Source organism: Rhodococcus sp. NPDC077669, from assembly GCF_040686915.1.
GTDB lineage: Bacteria > Actinomycetota > Actinomycetes > Mycobacteriales > Mycobacteriaceae > Rhodococcoides > Rhodococcoides fascians.
Window position 1 is genome coordinate 1 of sequence record NZ_JBFBMD010000009.1, and the last position, 18,499, is coordinate 18,499.

21 protein-coding genes are annotated in these 18,499 nt (G+C 65.0%); 13 read left to right on the forward strand and 8 right to left on the reverse strand.

Features of this window, described 5'->3' with window-relative positions:
- Positions 1–152: 152 nt before the first annotated feature.
- Positions 153–1,295, reverse strand: coding sequence for an acyl-CoA dehydrogenase family protein (locus tag AB0P23_RS12920; protein ID WP_363797883.1), 1,143 nt, complete (start codon positions 1,293–1,295; stop codon positions 153–155).
- Between the two features lie 93 nt (positions 1,296–1,388).
- Here AB0P23_RS12920 and AB0P23_RS12925 point away from each other — a divergent pair, with 93 nt between their 5' ends.
- From AB0P23_RS12925 to AB0P23_RS12950, 6 genes are all read left to right on the forward strand, one after another.
- Positions 1,389–1,970 carry a TetR/AcrR family transcriptional regulator gene (locus tag AB0P23_RS12925; RefSeq protein ID WP_230074079.1) on the forward strand — a complete coding sequence of 194 codons (582 nt, stop codon included), beginning with the start codon at positions 1,389–1,391 and terminating at the stop codon, positions 1,968–1,970.
- 81 nt (positions 1,971–2,051) lie between these two features.
- Positions 2,052–3,071, forward strand: a complete 1,020-nt coding sequence (locus tag AB0P23_RS12930) for an LLM class flavin-dependent oxidoreductase (protein WP_027496194.1) — start codon at positions 2,052–2,054, stop codon at positions 3,069–3,071.
- 84 nt (positions 3,072–3,155) lie between these two features.
- Positions 3,156–3,962, forward strand: a complete 807-nt coding sequence (locus tag AB0P23_RS12935; protein WP_027496193.1) for a transglutaminase family protein — start codon at positions 3,156–3,158, stop codon at positions 3,960–3,962.
- A 114-nt stretch (positions 3,963–4,076) separates the two neighbouring features.
- Positions 4,077–4,247, forward strand: coding sequence for a CsbD family protein (locus AB0P23_RS12940; protein WP_027495724.1), 171 nt, complete (start codon positions 4,077–4,079; stop codon positions 4,245–4,247).
- Positions 4,248–4,335: 88 nt separating this feature from the next.
- The gene (locus AB0P23_RS12945) at positions 4,336–4,593 is read left to right on the forward strand and encodes a lipopolysaccharide assembly protein LapA domain-containing protein (RefSeq protein ID WP_174557318.1); all 258 of its coding nucleotides are present in this window, start codon (positions 4,336–4,338) and stop codon (positions 4,591–4,593) included.
- A 28-nt stretch (positions 4,594–4,621) separates the two neighbouring features.
- The gene (locus tag AB0P23_RS12950; RefSeq protein ID WP_027496191.1) at positions 4,622–4,837 is read left to right on the forward strand and encodes a hypothetical protein; all 216 of its coding nucleotides are present in this window, start codon (positions 4,622–4,624) and stop codon (positions 4,835–4,837) included.
- Positions 4,838–4,848: 11 nt separating this feature from the next.
- Here AB0P23_RS12950 and AB0P23_RS12955 read toward each other — a convergent pair whose 3' ends face one another.
- The 3 genes from AB0P23_RS12955 to AB0P23_RS12965 all read right to left on the reverse strand — a co-directional run bounded on the left by AB0P23_RS12955 (position 4,849) and on the right by AB0P23_RS12965 (position 7,602).
- Positions 4,849–6,354, reverse strand: coding sequence for a UDP-N-acetylmuramoyl-L-alanyl-D-glutamate--2,6-diaminopimelate ligase (locus AB0P23_RS12955; RefSeq protein ID WP_363797792.1), 1,506 nt, complete (start codon positions 6,352–6,354; stop codon positions 4,849–4,851).
- Positions 6,351–6,656, reverse strand: a complete 306-nt coding sequence (locus AB0P23_RS12960; protein ID WP_027496190.1) for a membrane protein — start codon at positions 6,654–6,656, stop codon at positions 6,351–6,353. Before AB0P23_RS12960 ends, AB0P23_RS12955 begins: the two co-directional genes overlap by 4 nt.
- A gap of 154 nt (positions 6,657–6,810) precedes the next feature.
- Positions 6,811–7,602 (reverse strand): hydroxymethylpyrimidine/phosphomethylpyrimidine kinase, encoded by a 792-nt coding sequence (locus tag AB0P23_RS12965; RefSeq protein ID WP_032401220.1) that lies wholly within the window; start codon positions 7,600–7,602, stop codon positions 6,811–6,813.
- Between the two features lie 237 nt (positions 7,603–7,839).
- Between AB0P23_RS12965 and AB0P23_RS12970 the strand changes: the two genes are divergently transcribed.
- From AB0P23_RS12970 to AB0P23_RS13000, 7 genes are all read left to right on the forward strand, one after another.
- The gene (locus AB0P23_RS12970) at positions 7,840–8,277 is read left to right on the forward strand and encodes an SRPBCC family protein (RefSeq protein ID WP_027496188.1); all 438 of its coding nucleotides are present in this window, start codon (positions 7,840–7,842) and stop codon (positions 8,275–8,277) included.
- A gap of 171 nt (positions 8,278–8,448) precedes the next feature.
- Positions 8,449–9,819 carry an APC family permease gene (locus AB0P23_RS12975; protein WP_094623313.1) on the forward strand — a complete coding sequence of 457 codons (1,371 nt, stop codon included), beginning with the start codon at positions 8,449–8,451 and terminating at the stop codon, positions 9,817–9,819.
- Entirely contained in the window at positions 9,816–11,405 is a 1,590-nt protein-coding gene (locus AB0P23_RS12980; protein WP_363797793.1) for an NAD(P)/FAD-dependent oxidoreductase, read from the forward strand. Before AB0P23_RS12975 ends, AB0P23_RS12980 begins: the two co-directional genes overlap by 4 nt.
- Before the next feature lie 157 nt (positions 11,406–11,562).
- Positions 11,563–11,913, forward strand: a complete 351-nt coding sequence (locus tag AB0P23_RS12985; protein WP_363797795.1) for an STAS domain-containing protein — start codon at positions 11,563–11,565, stop codon at positions 11,911–11,913.
- 31 nt (positions 11,914–11,944) lie between these two features.
- On the forward strand, positions 11,945–12,334 hold the full coding sequence (locus AB0P23_RS12990; RefSeq protein ID WP_027496186.1) for an STAS domain-containing protein: 390 nt from the start codon (positions 11,945–11,947) through the stop codon (positions 12,332–12,334).
- Positions 12,331–12,765: an ATP-binding protein gene (locus AB0P23_RS12995; RefSeq protein ID WP_032368860.1), complete on the forward strand. Its 435-nt coding sequence runs from the start codon at positions 12,331–12,333 to the stop codon at positions 12,763–12,765. Before AB0P23_RS12990 ends, AB0P23_RS12995 begins: the two co-directional genes overlap by 4 nt.
- Positions 12,766–12,782: 17 nt before the next feature.
- On the forward strand, positions 12,783–14,063 hold the full coding sequence (locus AB0P23_RS13000; protein WP_072692246.1) for a SpoIIE family protein phosphatase: 1,281 nt from the start codon (positions 12,783–12,785) through the stop codon (positions 14,061–14,063).
- Here the strand turns inward: AB0P23_RS13000 and dctA are convergent.
- From dctA to AB0P23_RS13020, 4 genes are all read right to left on the reverse strand, one after another.
- Positions 13,985–15,415, reverse strand: a complete 1,431-nt coding sequence (gene dctA, locus AB0P23_RS13005; protein ID WP_363797797.1) for a C4-dicarboxylate transporter DctA — start codon at positions 15,413–15,415, stop codon at positions 13,985–13,987. The two genes, AB0P23_RS13000 and dctA, sit on opposite strands and share 79 nt — an antisense overlap.
- 154 nt (positions 15,416–15,569) lie before the next feature.
- The gene (locus AB0P23_RS13010; RefSeq protein ID WP_027496184.1) at positions 15,570–16,349 is read right to left on the reverse strand and encodes an ABC transporter ATP-binding protein; all 780 of its coding nucleotides are present in this window, start codon (positions 16,347–16,349) and stop codon (positions 15,570–15,572) included.
- Positions 16,346–17,335: an iron chelate uptake ABC transporter family permease subunit gene (locus tag AB0P23_RS13015; RefSeq protein ID WP_080729059.1), complete on the reverse strand. Its 990-nt coding sequence runs from the start codon at positions 17,333–17,335 to the stop codon at positions 16,346–16,348. The genes AB0P23_RS13010 and AB0P23_RS13015 overlap by 4 nt, the downstream gene beginning before the upstream one ends.
- 59 nt (positions 17,336–17,394) lie before the next feature.
- On the reverse strand, positions 17,395–18,441 hold the full coding sequence (locus AB0P23_RS13020; protein ID WP_363797800.1) for an ABC transporter substrate-binding protein: 1,047 nt from the start codon (positions 18,439–18,441) through the stop codon (positions 17,395–17,397).
- Between the last annotated feature and the right edge of the window lie 58 nt (positions 18,442–18,499).

Here is an 18,499-nt window from a genome sequence, read left to right on the forward strand (position 1 = left end):
CCCGCTCCACCGCCGCCTCACCCGACGGCATCTCCGCAGCCCCCAGACGTTTACGAAGATCGGCCAATTTACCCGCAGTGGTATGGATATCGGGTTCGGTTGTCGTCATGCAGATGTCCCCTACGTGTGTGTGGAAAGCAAGGTGCGGATGGTCAGTTGGTCGCGAGTGATCGGGCGATGACGAGACGCTGAATCTGGTTGGTGCCCTCGAAGATCTGCGTGATCTTGGCGTCGCGCATGTAGCGCTCGACGCGGAAGTCTCTGGTGTAGCCGTACCCGCCGAACACCTGCACGGCGTCGGTCGTCACCTTCATGGCCGCATCGGTAGCGATCAGCTTGGCCACAGAAGCGTTGCGGGAGTAAGGAAGTCCGGCGTCCCGACGGCGAGCCGCGTCGAGATAGGTCGCGCGTGCGGAGTCGACTGCGGCGGCCATGTCCGCCAGCACGAACCCCAGACCCTGATGGTCGATGATCTTCTTGCCGAACGCAGTGCGTTCCTGCGCGTACTTCACGGCATCGTCGAGTGCAGCCTGGGCGATTCCGACTGCGACAGCGGCGATTCCGAGCCTTCCGGCGTCCAGCGCACTGAAGGCGATCTGCAGTCCTTGACCTTCCGCTCCGATGCGCCATTCGGTGGGAACGTGCACGTTGTCGTAGTGCGCCGACGTGGTCGGGATCGCATGCAACCCCATCTTCTCCTCGGGCTTGCCAAAACTGAGGCCTTCGGTCCCGTCGGGAACGAGAAAACACGAGATCCCTTTGGAGCCTTCGCCGGTGCGGGCGAACAGGTTGTAGAAATCAGCAACACCGCCGTGGGTGATCCATGCTTTGGACCCGTTGACCGTGTACCCACCGTCGGCCGCGCTCGCCTTGCAACCCAGGGCCGCTGCGTCGGAACCGGCCTGCGCCTCGGACAGCGAATAGGCACCGATCTGCGACCCGCCGAGCATGTCGGGAAGCTTCTCGGCCTTCTGCTGATCGGTACCGAACGCCATTACGGGATAGCAGGCCAAACCGTGCACGCTCACCGCGACTGCAACGGCCGCCCATCGTGATGCCAATTCCTCGAGTACTTGGAGGTACACCTCGTACGGCTGACCTCCGCCGCCCCATTCCTCCGCGTACGGCAGGCTCAACAGTCCGGCTTCGCCGAGAGTGGCGAACACTCCCGTCGGATAGGTCTCGTTGCGCTCGTGTTCGTCGACGATCGGGTCGAGCACCTTGTCTGCCACATCGCGGGTCAGCGCGAGAAGGTCGCGCGCTTCGGCGGTGGGCAACAGACGAGCGACGGGCACTAGAACCTCCGGGATGTTCGGCATCAGTACTGAAGAATGATCCGCAGTACTGATGCACAGTACTGCACAAGACGATGCAGTACCATCCTGGATGTGAACGCACCCGTGACCTCGCATGCCACGGCTCGCCGTTCGGAATTGTTCGACCAACTCGTCAGCCTGTTCTTGGCCGAGGGGTTCGCTCACCTGACGCTCGACACCATCGCGGCTCGCCTCCGCTGCTCCAAATCCACCTTGTACACGTTGGCGTCGAGCAAGGATCAGCTGGTGGGCGGCGCAACCGTGCACTACTTCAAGTCCATGACCACCCAGGTCGAGAATGCGGTCGCCGAGGTCGACGGAACCCGCAACCGCATCACCACGTATCTCACCGCAGTCGGTGCCGCTCTGGAATCGGCGTCCGAGCAATTCATGACCGATCTCGCGTCGCTCGAATCGGCCCGTTCGGTGTACGAACGCAACACCGCAATCGCGGCACGACGGGTCCAGGAGCTGATCAGCGAGGGTGTGGCGAGTGGCGAGGTACGCGACGTCCATGCGGCATTCGTCGGTGACGTCGCATCCTCGGTCATGGTGCGCATCCAGACGCGCGAGGTGTTCCGCCTGACCGGTCTGAGTGACGGCGACGCCTACCTCGAACTGGCGAAGTTGTTGACGGCGGGTATCGGGGCGTAGTGCCGGCACCGGGGAATGAATCGACCCGGCTGAGCGCTGAGTCGTACGAACATAGTTGATCCTTCAACGAAAGAGCGCACGATGAAGAAGATCGGATTTCTGTCCTTCGGACACTGGTCACCGTCCCCGCAGTCGCAGACCCGATCGGCATCGGATGTGCTGTTGCAGTCGATCGACCTCGCGGTCGCGGCCGAGGAACTCGGAGCCGATGGCGCGTACTACCGCGTCCATCACTTCGCCAATCAGCTCTCGTCACCGTTTCCGCTGCTCGCCGCCGTCGGAGCCAGGACGAGCACCATCGAAATCGGTACCGGCGTCATCGACATGCGGTACGAGAATCCCTTCTACATGGCCGAGGATTCCGGCTCTGCCGACCTCATCTCGGGCGGGCGGTTGCAACTCGGCGTGAGCCGGGGATCGCCCGAACAGGTCATCGAGGGGTACCGCCACTTCGGATACTCCCCCGCGGAGGGCTCCGACCACGCAGACATGGCTCGCGAGCACACCCGCATCTACCTCGACCTGCTGGAAGGCAAGGGCTTCGCTCAGCCGAACCCGCGGCCGATGTTCCCCAACCCGCCTGGCCTGCTGCGCCTCGAACCTCACGCACCGGGTCTGCGCCAACGCATCTGGTGGGGCGCAGGCACCCGCGAGACGGCCGAGTGGACGGCGCGCCAGGGCATGAATCTGATGAGCTCCACACTTCTCAGCGAAGACACCGGGGTGCCTTTCCATCAGTTGCAAGCCGAACAGATCGAACGCTTCCACAAGACGTGGAGCGACGCGGGCCACGACTTCGCTCCTCGAACATCCGTGAGCCGCAGCATCTTTCCGATCGTCAACGATCTCGACCGCGCCTACTTCGGCCGAGAGGGCAGCGGCGACGACCAAGTCGGCTACCTCGACGGCGGCAAGGCTCGTTTCGGCAAGACCTACGCGGGTGAGCCCGATCGGCTGATCGAAGAACTGGCAGCGGACGAGGCGATCGCCGCCGCGGATACTCTGCTGCTCACCGTCCCGAACCAGTTGGGTGTGGAGTACTGCGCACACGTTCTGGAGACGCTGCTGCGCGACGTGGCCCCCGCACTGGGGTGGCGTTGATCACTCGGTGACCAGGGGCGATTGGTTTCGGCGGATACGGGTACTGGCAGCTCGTTCACCCGCCCCCACCTGCCAGGAGTCCTCATGCTCAAACGCGACGTATCCGCGCGCCTCGATGTAGACATCACCGCCGCCACCACTCTCGAATTTCAGATCGCCATCGCACCGCATCCCGGTACGACGGTCACCGAGTCACTCTCCTTTGTTCTCGACGGCAATCCCGTCGAGGCGAAGGAGGTCAGCGGACCGCACGGCAACCGCATTCACGTCATGCCCGCCGACGTCGGCAACTTGCAGGTCTCGTACGACGCCACCATCCTGGGCAACACCACCCCGGCCCCCGTCACCGACTACGACATGTCGCTCTACCTTCGGCCCAGCCGTTACGCCGAGGCCGACAAGTTCTACGGTTTCGCCGCAACAGAATTCGGCGACTACGCCGATTCCGAGGAACTGCTGGCCAAGATCTCCGCCTGGGTGGGCGCGCGCCTGAATTACGTTCCAGGAAGCAGTGATCCGATCGACGGAGCCGTCGACACGCTGCTTGCAGGCCAGGGAGTGTGCCGCGACTACTCGCATCTGGTCGTCGCGATGCTCCGCGCTGTCAATGTTCCTGCCCGCCTCGTGGCCGTGTACGCGCCCGGATGCGATCCGATGGATTTCCATGCCGTCGCCGAGGCGTTCGTCGGCGGCCAGTGGCGTGTCGTCGACGCCACGTGCCTGGCACCGCGGTCCACTCTGGTTCGCATTTCGGTAGGCCGCGATGCCGCCGATACCGCATTCCTGGACAACCACAAGGGTGCCATCACGCTGAACAGTTCCGTCGTCACAGCCGTGGTCGACGGCGAGCTTCCGCACGACGACATCACCGAGCTGGTCTCCCTCACCTGAACGCCGCGGTCGCTCGAGTGATGTAGATCACTTTCCCGTGACGTTTGCTTTCGGCGTCGAAAACCGACTAAGTATCCGTTACCAACAATCACAGCCACCCGAAAGGTGCACACCATGAGCTTCATCGACAAGGCCAAGAACGCAGCAGAAGACGCCATCGGCAAGGCGAAGGAAGTTGTCGGCGACGCAACCAACAACAAGGACCTCGAAGCCGAGGGCAAGAAGGATCAGGGTTCGGCCGGCGTCAAGAAGGTCGGCGAGAACATCAAGGACACCTTCAAGTAACCAGCAGCCCCGCATCGAGTGCCGCCGGTCACCGCGATCGGCGGCACTTGGTTTCTGCTCACCCCCCACTTCTCGGAACGGAACCCTCATGATTGCAACATCGGACACCACAACCACCAAGCGCCGCGGCGGATTCGCCTCGAAGTTGGCCCTCCTCGTCACGGTCGTGCTCGTTGCGGCACTGGTCATCTTCGTGCTGCAGAACACCGTTCACAGCACGATCAACTTCCTCGGCTGGAACTTCGATCTCGGGCAGGGCGTCGCAATGCTCGGTGCAGCCGTCGTCGGAGCGATCATCGCGCTGACGGCAACAGCAGCAGTCAAGGTTCGACGGGCCGTCCGCTGACAACCTCCCCCACGACAGGACTTCCCGCATGATCCCGCTGCTGGCCCGCAAGTATCTTTACCGCTACCTTGTCGTCGCGATCGGCTTGCCCATTGCTGCCCGGCTCCTGGCATTTGCCGGCGTGAGCCTCGAAAAGCGAACGGGCAGAGCCAATGTCGTATCCAAGGCCCTCAAGTCCGCCGGCAGGTTCGCGCAGCGTCGAGCAGACAAATCCGCTCGGAAACGTACGTCCGCAGCGCAGTAGCGGTAACGCGTTCAACTCCGCGCGACGTGGGCGGCGAGGACGTCGCGCAACACCTCACGGTCGTCGAATCGCAGGATGTGGTCGCCGTACACTTGTTCGGCATCGCAGCCCCGGCCCGCCACGACCACGGCATCCCCGGGCTGAGCAATGGCCACAGCATGCTCCACGGCACGCCGGCGGTCGGCTTCGACTACCACCACCGCTGAGCGTGCAGCCCGAGCGCCCTCTTCCACTGCGGCTCGGATGGTGCCGGGGTCCTCCGACAGCGGACTCTCGTCGCTGACGATCACCACATCGGCCAACGTGGCTGCCGTTCGCCCGAGTGGAAACCGCTTACCCGGGTCACGTTCGCCCGTTGCCCCGACGACGACGATCAGTCGACCCGAGACCACGCTGCGGACGAACGGCAGCAGCGCCCGCTGACCTGCCGTGTTGTGCATGTAGTCCACGACGGCCAGGAAAGGCTGTCCGACGTCGACACGTTCGAGGCGGCCGGGAACGGCGTCGAGGCGTTCGAGTCCTGCCGCGACTGCTGCGATGTCGCGGCCGGCCGCCAATGCCATGGTCAGTGCGGCCAGAGCGTTCTCGGCCTGGTGCGGACCCAGCAGAGGTAGGCGGATCTCGACATCGCCCATCGGGGTTCGCGCTGTCAGGGACGTTCCGACGTCGGTGCACTCGATGTTCTCGCCGCGAACATCGGCACCGCGATCGGCCGTGGACCACGTCCAACAGGGAATATCGAGGCGTCCCGCCAGGATTTTGCCGTGCGGATCGCCGACGTTGACCACAGCGCGTGTCGATCGGTGCGCCGAGAACAGTTCGGCCTTCGCGGCGAAGTAACTGTCCATGTCTCCGTGGTAATCCAGGTGATCCGGCGTGAGATTGAGGAACCCCATTACCGCGAAACGGAGGCCGTCGACGCGGTGCTCGGTGACGGCGTGAGAGGACACCTCGAGGGCAACCGCCGTGGCACCCTCGTCCCGGAAACGGCGCAGAGTCCGATGCACGGTGGCGGCCTCGGGTGTGGTTCTGGCCGATTCTTCCGCGCCGCGCGGGCCCGCCAAACCGATTCCGGTCATGGTCGCCACGGAGTCGCCCGCCGCAGCGAGCCCGGCTCCGAGCAGCAGGGTGGTGCTCGTCTTGCCGTTGGTCCCGGTGACCCCGTACAGATCGAGGTCTCGGTGCGCGAACCGATGAATTCGAGCGCACACCTCCCCGACCCGGCGGCGCGGGTTCGGCACGACGAGTGTCGGCAGAACCGTCGAGGCCCGGTCCGACAACGCCGCCACTGCCCCTCGGGCCTTGGCCTCGAGCTCGAAGTCGAGGCCGTGCGCTCGGCGGCCGGGCAACGCCACGTACAGGTCACCGGGACGAACCGTTCGCGAGTCGTCGCTTGCCCCGGTCACTCGCACGGAACGAATCGACGGCGCAGCGCCGATCGAGAGTGCCAGCTCGTCCAGTTCCACGCCGACGCCGATCGACGACGTGCCACCCCTGCCGAGATCGGGCTCGATCAATGCCCCGCAGGGTCGGTGAGGCTCTTGCCTTCCTGTGCCTTGACCCGGCGACGCTCGAGCAACACCAGAACCGTGCCTGCGACGAGCAGAACGGGCGCGAGGACCGCGCCCGTCCACGCCCACCCCTCGAAACCGTAGCCGGCCGCAGTCAAGGTCAGACCGAGGCTGACCAGCGCGAGACCGATACAGATGTAGCCGGGCCAGTTGCGCGCGTCGACGATCGCTTCCCCGGCGTGCCCGCGCATCGTGCGGTCGTCGTCGTTCGCTTCGGCACCGGAGCCGGCGGGGTCATGTTGGGCCATGGTGTCTCCTCGACTGCTGTTCGCTTCACCGGCGACGCATTCCGGGCCTGCAGGAACACGTCGATTACGTCAGTGTCCCCGCGGCGAACCCGTCCAAACATGAAGCCTCGCAGCACTCGAGGCAGACCCGTGATCGATATCCGGGCCGGCGGGCTCAGTTCTGCCAGGCGACGGCAGCGAACGGAGCGTGGCTCGACAACCGGCCGACGATGCCGGCATGCGCGAAGTCCTTTGCCGTGGCCACTGCGTCGAGCACGCCGGATCCCTTGGCCAGCTCGGCGGTGATGGCAGCTGCGAACACGCATCCAGCGCCGGACACCCTCTCGTCGCCGATCTTCGGGGCGCGCAGGACGGTGAGGTCCTGTCCGTCGAACACGACGTCGACGGCTTCGTCTCCGGGTAGGCCGGCACCACCCTTGACCACGACGTACTGGGGGCCGAGGTCGGCGATCCTCCTGGCTGCCTCACCGAGATCCTCGACGGTGTCGATGGAGTCCATTCCGGACAGCGTCGTCGCCTCGAACAGGTTGGGTGTGATGACGGTGGCCAGCGGAAGAACGTCGCGACAGAGCGCATTGTCGGTGTCGAGAGCCGCACCGGGTTCCTGCCCCTTGCAGATCAGCACGGGATCGACCACGACATGACGCCACGGCTGCAGGCGCAGTGATTCCGCGACCGTGGCGACGGTGGCGGGGGTGCCCAGCATGCCGATCTTGACGACATCGAGATCGTGAGCGGCGGTGGCCACTTCGATTTGATCTGCGATCACCGAACTGTCGATCGGCACGAAGCGGTGGCCCCATTCGGCCTTCGGATCGAAGGACACGATGCACGTGATGGTGCCGACCCCGTAGACCCCCAACCGCTCGAACGTCTTGAGATCTGCTTGCAGACCGGCCCCGCCGGTGGCTTCCGAACCTGCGATCACGTAAGCGATTGTCGACATCGGCCCATTATGGCAACCGACGCCCCATACCGCGCCGGGTGGTCGAGAAGCCGCGTGCGCCGGGCCCGCTGCCGCGTTGTGCCCCGGCTCAGCGGCAGGTAGCGTCACCGATATCCGAGTCGAGTCCAGGCCGGTCCCCCACTGCGCAACCGCCGTACGTGTGCCCCGAGAACGGCGGCATACCAACGCTTTTCGTTCGGCGTAGCGGCGTACCGAGATGACGACGGAGGTCCGAGCGTGACGACGAAACGCGACACCACAGCTCGATGCGAGGACGTGTGGAACGTTCTTGCCGATGGCTGGTCCTACGCAATGTGGGTGGTCGGTGCATCCCGAATCAGAGCGGTCGACGCGGCGTGGCCTGCTCCTGGCAGTGTCATCCACCATTCGGTCGGGGCCTGGCCGCTCGTGCTCAGCGACGTCACGCGCTCGGTCGCCGTTCACGAGAACCGCGAATTACAGCTGGAAGCCAGGGCCATGCCGTTCGGACGCGCCTCCATCACCGTCCGGTTGCACCCGACAGCGACCGGCTGCACGATCGAAATGATCGAGCACGCGAGCACACCGCCGTTCGAGCTCGTGCCCAACCGGGTTCAGCATGCTCTGTCTCACCCCCGAAATTCCGAGGCACTGAGGCGTCTCGCACTGTTGGCGGAGCGCGCATCGAACCCGTAGAACCTGCCGGGTCGGGCACGGCCCGCTCACCGAAACGTCTGTGCCGCAACGGAACGGCCGAACACGGTTGAAGACCGAATGCAGCGGGCATGCGATTGCCATGACTCCCCCACTTCGTCGATCGATTCGATCTGTCTCCAGCACCGGCCCCCGAAGCGGGAATCGGCACTGATGGCGTCCGACCACAGTCCGAGCGTCCACCCGGACGGCTCCGAGTCCGACGGGTCGTCGACGCCACTGCGCCGGGCGATCTCGGGCAAGTTGTTGTTCGTCTTCATTCTCGGTGACGTGCTGGGTGCCGGGATCTACGCTCTCGTCGGGGAAATCGCGGGTGAGGTCGGCGGAGCGATCTGGCTGCCGATGCTTCTCGCTCTCCTGATGGCGTTGCTCACTGCGGCGTCCTACGCCGAATTGGTGACCAAGTACCCCCGAGCGGGCGGGGCGGCGGTGTTCGCCCAGCGAGCCTTCGGGCGACCGATAGTGTCGTTCCTCGTCGGATTCTCGATGCTCGCGGCTGGCGTGACGAGCGCGGGAGGTCTGGCGCTGGCCTTCTCGGGCGACTACCTCGCAGTGTTCCTCGATGTGCCCGCCGTGCCTGCGGCGGTCGTTTTCCTACTTCTCGTCGGACTTCTCAATGCCCGCGGGATCACCGAATCTCTTCGGGCCAACCTCGGTATGACGGTGATCGAGGTGTCCGGTCTCGTCGTGATCATCGCCCTGGCCGGGCTCGTTCTGAGCCGCGGCGACGGCGCGCCGTCACGGGTGCTCGAATTCACCGACGACACCACGCCGACGCTGGCAGTGCTGGGGGCGGCTCTGCTCGCCTTCTACTCGTTCGTGGGGTTCGAGACTTCGGCCAACATCGCCGAGGAGGTCGAGGATGTGCGGCGGGTGTATCCCCGGGCTCTGCTCGGAGCCGTCACGACGGCCGGAGTGGTCTATGTGCTGGTCGGTCTGGCAGTCTCGACGGTCGTTCCGGCGGATACGCTGGCCCAGTCCACCGGTCCGCTGCTCGAGGTCGTCGACGCCGCCGACGCCGGAATCCCACCGTGGGTCTTCAGTCTGGTCGCCCTCGTGGCCGTCGCCAACGGTGCCTTGCTGACGATGATCATGGCGTCGAGATTGACCTTCGGCATGGCCCGCGACGGATTGCTTCCGGTCGCCCTGGCCAAGGTGCTGCCCGGCCGCCAGACTCCGTGGGCGGCCATTGTCGCGACCACTGTGGTCGCAATGGTGTTGTGCACCACCGGCTCCGTGGCCGCACTCGCCGAAACGGTGGTGCTGCTTCTGTTGTTCGTCTTCATCAGTACCAACATTGCTGTGCTCGTGCTGCGTCGAGACCGACCCGACACCGACCACTTCCGAACGCCGACGGCGCTTCCCGTCCTGGCGTTGATCACGTGCGCCGTGCTGCTCACTCAGCAGTCCGCGGCCACGTGGCTCCGCGCCGGGCTGCTGCTCGCAGTCGGAATCGCGCTGTACTACGTCGGTAGGGTTGTGAGCAACAAGACCGCGACCGAGCCCAGGAGCATCACCCGATGACCACAGAGGTCGACGCAGTCGTCATAGGTAGCGGTCACAACGGATTGGTCGCCGCCGCGGCGATGGCCGACGCGGGGTGGGACGTCGTGATTCTCGAGGCGGCCGAACTACCCGGCGGTGCCGTCCGCAGTGCCGAACTGGTTCCTGGATTCACCAGCGACCTGTTCAGCGCGTTCTATCCGCTGGCTGTGTCCTCGCCCGCCATGACAGCACTCGAGCTCGAGCGTCACGGACTGACGTGGTCTCACTCTCCGACGGTCTACGGCCACGCGCGATCCCCGGAGGACACCGACGCTCCGGTCGTCCATCACGACGTCGAGGCGACCGCTGCCCTGTTGCGTGAGCACGACGTACGCGACGGTGACACGTGGCTGCGCCTGTTCGAGCAGTGGGAACGTATTCGCACTCCCCTGCTCGGTTCGCTCTTCGGGCCGTTTCCACCGGTACTGCCGGCAGCACGATTGGCGCGCACTCTCGGCGTCGCCGAGACACTGCGCTTCGTCCGGTTCGCTGCGTTGCCTGCACGGGTGATGGCCCACGAGCTGTTCCACAGCGAGGCCGCGCGGTGCCTGCTCCTGGGCAATGCGATGCACGGCGACGTACCCACCGATGCGCCGGTGAGCGGAATGATGGGATATCTGCTGACGATGCTCGCGCAGGACGTCGGGTATCCGGCACCCGTAGGTGGATCGTCGGCATTGACCGACGCGTTGATTCGCCGGGCCCAGGCCTCGGGTGCTGTGCTGACGTGCAGTCGACCCGTCGAGTCCATCGATGTGCGGGGCGGTCGTGCACGCGCCGTGCACACGACAGGTGGCGAGACGTTTCGCGCTCGTCGAGCGATCGTTGCCGACGTGTCGGCCCCCGCGCTGTACGGGTCGTTGCTGCCCTTCGATGCGGTCCCGCGTCGCGTGCACGACGACTTACGTACGTTCGAGTGGGACACCCCGGTGGTCAAGGTCAACTACGCTCTCGACCGTCGAATACCTTGGCGCTCGGCATCTTTGGCCGACGCAGGCACCGTCCACCTCGGTGCGGACGACAACGGCCTGGTCCATTGGGCGGCCGATCTCACGACCGGGGTTCTCCCGCAGAGCCCGTTCATGTTGTTCGGCCAGATGACCACAGCGGACCGGTCCAGATCGCCCGAGGGCACCGAAAGCGCTTGGGCCTACACACATCTGCCGCGCGGCGTCGTCGACGACTCGGCCGCCGAGACCGTCGCCGACCGCGTCGATCAGGTGTTGGAACAGCACGCCCCGGGATTCGCCGATTCGGTGGTGGGACGGGTGGTGCAGAGACCGAGTGATCTGCACGGCGCCGATGCCAACCTGCACGGCGGTGCGGTCAACGGTGGTACCGCACAACTGCAGCAGCAGTTGATCTTTCGTCCCACGCCAGGATTGGGGCGCGCGGAGACCCCGGTGGAAGGATTGTTCCTCGGGTCCGCGTCCGCCCACCCCGGGGGCGGAGTCCACGGTGCGGCCGGGGCCAACGCCGCTCGGGCCGCACTCGGCCAGCGAGGGGCGCGCGGATGGGCGCGAAAGAAAGTCACCAGTGCACTGATCGAATTCCTGACCCGATGACGGCGTTATCGAAACGAGATCTTTCGTTACCGACTCGAGATCGTCGACATCACCGTCCGACATCTCGCACTGGCATCGTTGACTACACAACAAACCAGCGAGCAGGCGGAGACACCAGCCGGCCGCGCACTTCTCCGGAAGAGGTCTCGACATGTCGATGAGCATTTCCACCATGGACAACGCCGTTCGCGACGACGAAGCCGAGTTCCGACTCGACACCATCGTCCGTTCCGACGGGAACAACATCCTGCGCGCCTTCGGTGAACTCGACATGTCGACCCGGGCCGAGTTCGTCCACGGCCTCGATCGCCTGGCCGCCGTTTCCTCCGTGGTCACGATCGACTTGTCCGAGGTGTCGTTCGTCTACTCGGGAGTCGCGAATGCCATCGTCGACGCGACATACACCCACCCGGGCAAGATCGTCATCCACGCACCGGCCCGTTCGGTGCGCATGGTCCTCGCCGTACTGGGTGCAGGCGACCTGTTCGTCGACGCGCCTGGATCGTGAATCGGACACGATGACAGGTAACCTCGGCCGTATGTCTGACGACCCGACCGGAGGACAGTTCGAGATCGTTTCGGATGTGCACGACGCGACAACCGTCATCACAGTCAGAGGCGAACTCGACCTGGATACCATCCCCCACTTGTCCGCCGCTGCGTTCCCTGCGGCCGACGCCGCGGAACGCGGACTGGTGGTCGACATGACCGATGTGAGCTTTCTGTCGTCGAGCGCCATCACCGTGTTGGTCCGAGTGTCCGACCGGCTGCCCGAATCGTCGCGAATGGCACTGGTCGCCGTCGACGGGGTGGTCGTTCGCCCGGTTCAGCTCAGCGGAATCGACCGGGTGATGGCCACCTTCACCACCGTTCCCGAGGCTGTGGCGCACGTGCAGTCGAGCGCGGTCGACAGTGAGGGTGGCCGATGACGTCCCACTCACAGCCCGCCAGTCGGTGGAGTCACACTGCGACCGCTGAGGCTGCTGCTGCCAGCGCCGCTCGGCGCCGACTCCAGGGTTGGGCGCTCGACCTGGGAGTGCATCGGACTCTCGTGGACGACATCGCTCTCGGGGCCTACGAAGCCCTGGCCAACGTCGTCGAACACGCCTACAGCTCCGCGCCCGAACCGGGGACGATGACGATCACGGCAGCGTACGAACGCGAGACACTGACCGTCACCGTCTCGGACACCGGCACGTGGCGTCCGCCGGCACCGACGACCACACGAAGCCACGGGCTTCAGCTCGCCGAGGCAGTGTCCGACGACCTCACCGTCGACCACCGTCCAGGTCTGGGCACCGTGGTCACCGCAGTGTGGCGGAACCCAGTCACGGCCGAATCAACCGGCCGCCCCTCGTAATCTTGGTAGGAGAAGCCATGACCGCCTCGGCTGCCGAACTACTCGACTCCGCACCGTGCGGGGTTTTTTCGATCGACGTTGCGTCCGGCGACATCCTTTACGCCAACGCGGCGGCCGCTCGCATCACGGCACTGAGTCGGGACGATCTGGTCGGCACCGCAGTCACGGATCTTTTCAGCCCCGAGTTCGCACCGGTTTTGCGCGAACTGCTCGCGGCAGCCACGTCGTCCGACTCCGACTCGCCCATCGGAGTGACGGCGCAACTCACCGGCGCACCCGCATCGGGCTCACAGACGGCGGTGTCGATGCTCGCCAACAGTTTGCGAGCGGTGTCCGGTGCGACGACGGTGACCATGACGCTGCACAACGAGACCGAGCGCCGAGTCCGCGAGCAGCACCTGATGGATGCGCGGATATATGCCGAGGCAGCTCAGGACGACGCCGAAGCAGCTCTCGACCGATCTCAGGATGCATTGGGCGCGTCGGAGGAAGCCCGCAAGTTGGCGGAAGCAGAGAAGACTCAGGTACAGATTCTGGCGTCGACTCTGCAACGCACACTGTTGCCGCCGATCCTGTCCGCGCCGACGGGCATGCAGGTGGCGGCCCATTACCACCCCGCGTCCATCGACGAAGTAGGCGGCGACTTCTACGACGTGTTTCCCCTCGACAACGCGACGTGGGGTTTCTTCCTCGGCGACGTGAGCGGAAAAGGAGCGGGCGCGGCTGCCGTCACGTCCCTGACTCGATACACGCTGCGGGCCGCAGCGGTCTTCGATCGGGATCCGATCGCCGTACTCGAGAACCTCAACACGGTGCTCCACCACGAGTTTCACGGCGACGATCCGCGTTTCTGCACCGTGGTCTTCGGTACCGTCGCGCCGGGACCCGACGGTGCCGTGGTGCACCTCGCCAGCGGAGGCCACCCGCCGGCTCTTCGTATCGCGCACGACGGCGTCGTCGAATTCGTGGACACCACCGGGGGGCAGTTGGTCGGAGCCCTCACCGAACCGCACTTCGCCTCGGCGACGGTGACGATGCAGCCCGGTGACGTGTTGGCGTTCTACACCGACGGGCTGACCGAGGCGATCGTCGGCCCGGGCCGAACTCGTTTCGACGACGACGGCAGTCTGCACGCATTCGCCGCCGAACGAGGCCGGACCTCCGCGGCGAAGATCGTCGACGATCTGACCGAATTGTTGGCCTCGTTCGGTGACGGACTTCAGGACGACGTGGCGTTGCTCGCCTTCGAGGTTCCCCCGATCGATACCGATTCCGGCTCGGATCCGACCGGTTCGTAGTCCTTCGACTCCTCGATCGCCTCCAACGGCGGTACCTCCTCACCGTCGAGCACTCTGCGCATTCGGTCTTTGTCGAGTTGGCCCTCCCAGTTCGCCACGACGAATGTCGCGACGCAGTTGCCGAGAAGGTTCACCGATACTCGCATGTAGTCCATGATCCGGTCGGCACCGAGCAGCAACGCCACGGCCGCAACCGGGATGGACCCGTGCCCGATGGCCGCAACGGTCGCCGACAATGCGAGGAACGACGAACCCGGTACTCCGGCCATGCCTTTGGAGGTCAGCATCAGGATCAACACCGCAGCGATCTGCTCTCCGAGTGTCAGGTCGACGCCGAGAGCCTGCGCGAGAAAGAGAATGCAGATCGACAGATAGAGGGTTGCTCCGTCGAGGTTGAACGAATATCCCGTCGGAACCACCAGACCGGTGGTCGTGCGGGAGCACCCTGCCTCGGTCAGCTTGACCATGATGCGCGGCAGTACCACCTCCGTCGACGCCGTTCCGAGGGCGAGGAACAACTCGTCCTTGATGTACCGCAGGAACTTCCAGAGGTTGACTCCGGCGAAGTACCGCGCGACGGCCGCGAGAACGAGAATGAACAACACGGCAGCCAGATAGCAGCACGCGATCAGTTTCCCGTAGCTACCGAGCGACGAAATGCCGTACTGGCCGACGATGTATGCCATCGCCCCTAAGGCACCGATGGGTGCCAGGCGCATGATCCAACCGATGATGGTGAAGAAGATGTGGCTGATGTGATCGACGAGTTCGAGCACGATCGGCGGGCCCTTCTCACCGAACTTCGCCAAGGCCAAGCCGAACAGCACGGCGAAGAACAGCACCTGCAGTAGCGCGTTCTCCGCGAATGCCGACACCACAGAGGTCGGAATGATGTTCAGCAAGAAGTCCACGGTGTGCGGCAATTCGCCGCTGCCGGTCTTCTGGTCGACGGCCTCGGCACCGGTGGCCAAGGTCTGCGGGTCGATGGAGAACCCGGAGCCCGGCTTGACGATGTTGCCGACCACCAGGCCGAACACGAGCGCGAACGTCGTGATCAGCTCGAAGTAGACCAGGGCCTTGACGCCGATGCGGCCGACGGACTTGAGGTCGCCCACATGGGCGATGCCGATGACGACGGTGCAGAAGATGATCGGGGCGATCAGCATCTTGATGAGCTTGATGAAGCCGTCGGCCAGTGGTTTGAGGTCTGCACCCAGGCCCGGCCAGAGCCACCCGATCGCAATGCCTCCGACTATGCCGATCAGTAACTGCACGAAAAGCGATGCATACCAAGGCTTTCGGCGTACACCGGGTTCGGCTTCCCGGTCCGTTGCGGTCGGTCGTTCTGTCATGCGCTCACCGTTCGATCGAGTTTCCGTCGTGCTCGGCGACATCTCCGTCGCATCGCACCATGTTTCGGCGCGACCATCGTGCGCGAGAAATGTTTCGGCGATGTTGACGGTGATGGTCGATGGTGAAACCAGTCGACTCGATCGGCAGGTCGAGTTACACGTGCGCCCCGAGGCCGGGCTCGAATCGGATCGACGGACTGTTGTTCGGTCCATCGAGGGTCACATGGGCACGCACGCGGTACACCCGCGCGATCAACTCCTCGGTGAGTACGTCGGCGGGTGCGCCTGCTGCCACCACCCGGCCCTCGGACAACACCACGAGTTGCGTGCAGAACATCGCCGCCAGGTTCAGATCGTGCAGTGCGATGACGCTCGTGATGGGTAACCGTGCGACCAGCGCCAGCAATTCGAGCTGATGATGGATGTCGAGATGGTTGGTCGGTTCGTCGAGCAGCAGTTCCCGCGGCTCCTGAGCCAGGGCGCGCGCGATCTGCGCGCGCTGCCGTTCTCCGCCGGACAGCTGATGCCACAGACAATGAGCCTTCCCTGCCAGACCCGTATGCCGCAGTGCAGAATCCACGGCCGCCGCATCTGCAGCTGCGTCTCCGCCGAACGCTCCTCGATGGGGAATGCGGCCGAGCCGTACGACGTCGGCGACGGTGATGTCGAAGTCGGTGTCGGCGTGCTGACTCACCACGGCCACGATCTTCGCGACGTCCTTGCGCCGCATCGCGGACAGCTCGGTTCCGTCGAGGGTCACCACGCCCGACGTCGGCCTGACGGCACCGTTCATCAGATGCAGCAGCGAGGACTTGCCGGATCCGTTGGGCCCGAGCAGCCCGACGGTATCGCCCGGGCCGGGCTCGAGGGACACCCCGTCGACGACCAGCGCACCGCCGCGACGCCACGTGACATCGGTTGCCGAGAGTGTCATGACGCCTTCTTCCGTCTGGACAGGATGGCGATGAATGCCGGGACGCCCACCAGTGCGGTGCCCACGCCGACCGGCAGCGGCGTCGGCGCGAACGCGACGCGTGACACCGCGTCCACCCAGACCATGAAGACCGCCCCGATCAAAGCCGTGACCGGAACGAGCCGACCGTGCCTCGAGCCGACGAGGAACCGCGCTGCATGCGGCAACACGAGCCCGAGGAATCCGATCGCCCCTGCCACACTCACCAAGGTGGCCGTGATGAGGGCGGTCACGACCAGAAGTGCGATGCGAGCCTTGCGTACCGGGATGCCCAGTGAGGACGCCACCTCGTTGCCGAACGAGAACGCGTCGAGCACGAATGCATAGTAGAAGCAGACGGCTGTCCCGACCGCGACGACTGCCGCGCACAGAATCACGTCGTCCCAGCGAACACCCTCGAGCGAGCCCAGCAGCCAGAACATGACGCCGCGGGTCTCGTCGGAATCGGCGAACGCGAAGATCACCAACGATGTCAATGCCGAGAACAACTGGGTCGACGCCACTCCGGCCAGAATCACGCGGTCGTTGTTGCCGCCGGAGAGTTGAGCGAGCAGCAGCACCAGTCCGAATGCCACCAGTGCCCCGATGAACGCGCCACCGGACAGTCCGAGCGCGGCCCCACCGACTCCGAGGATCCCGACCAGCACCGCTCCCGTGGACGCGCCGGAACTGATGCCGAGCACGAACGGGTCGGCGAGCGGATTGCGGAGCAGCGACTGCATGATGACCCCGCAGATCCCGAGGCCGCTGCCGCATGCAGCTGCCACGAGGCTGCGGGGGAGACGTTCTTCCCACACGATCGCGTTCTTGGACACCCGGACGGGGATGTCCGCCAGTCCCAGGTGGTTGAGCACGACGTCACGCACGTTGACCAACGAGATCTGCGCCGGCCCGAGCGTCATCGCGATCGCCACGGAGACGACCAGAAGAAGAACCCCGCCGATCATGACGGCGGGCAGGCCGATCTGTCGTTTCGCCGAGACGCTCGGCTCGGCCGTGGTGGCGCTCAGGACCGAGGCCCGATCTGGTTCAGTCCTGCGGTCAGCTTCTCGACGGCGTCGACCAGCCGAATCGAGGGGTTCATCTCGGCGCCGTGCAGCGAGATGTACCGCTTGTTCTTCACCGCGTCCATCGTGCTGGTGACCGGGTCCGATTCGAGGAACGCAATCTTGTCCTCCAGCTTGTCCCCGGGGAACCGATTGCGGAGTAGGTCTCCGAGCACCAGCACGGACGGATCGCGGTCCACCACTGTTTCCCACCCGACCGCTTCCCAGTCGTCCTGCAGATCGGAGTAGACGTTGGTGGCACCGACCTGATCGGCGAGGAGGGCAGGCGCTCCGGAGCGGCCGGCGAAGTACGGGCTCTTGGTGTCTGCGAACCAGAACGCGATGCTCTCACCGGTCTTGTCGTTGCCCGATGTGGCCGCGCCCAGACGGCCTTGCAGTTCGCTGATCAAGCTCTCACCGCGTTCCTGGACGTCGAACACCTCGGCCGTTTCGCGAATGGTCTGATACAGCGCGTCCATGGTCAACGGGGTCGTCCGGGGATTGCCACCGTTGACGCTCAGGCCGTTGTCACAGTCGGTGGGTGCGAGATACGTCTCGATGTTCGATTCGGCGAAGCGGCTACGGTCTGCGACACCGCCCTGCTTGTAATGGCGGCCGAACGACGCGGTCACGAAATCCGGGTCGGTGTCGAGCACCACCTCGTAGGTCGGCGCGTTGTCTGCCAACCGCGGAACGGATGCGTTCGCCTCGGCGAGATTCTCGCGGATCGGATCCGTCCACGACGCTGTCCCGACCATGCGATCCTGCAGACCGAGCGACAGCAGGATCTCGGTGGAATCCTGATCGAGAGACACCACTCGCTGCGGCGGAGCATCGACGGTCACCGACTGGCCACAGTTGTCGAGTACGAGCGGGTAGACGGTCTTGCCGTCGCCGCCCGTGGCCGCGGTCTGCGACACCTCCTCGGACTCACCACATGCGGTGATCAGACCTGCAGCAAGAACCAGCGACGAGAGGGCAGCGACGCGCCTCGTACCTTTTTTCACGGGGTGACCGAACTTTCTCGACGTACTGAGCGGGAGGACGAACAAGAGGAGAGGATAC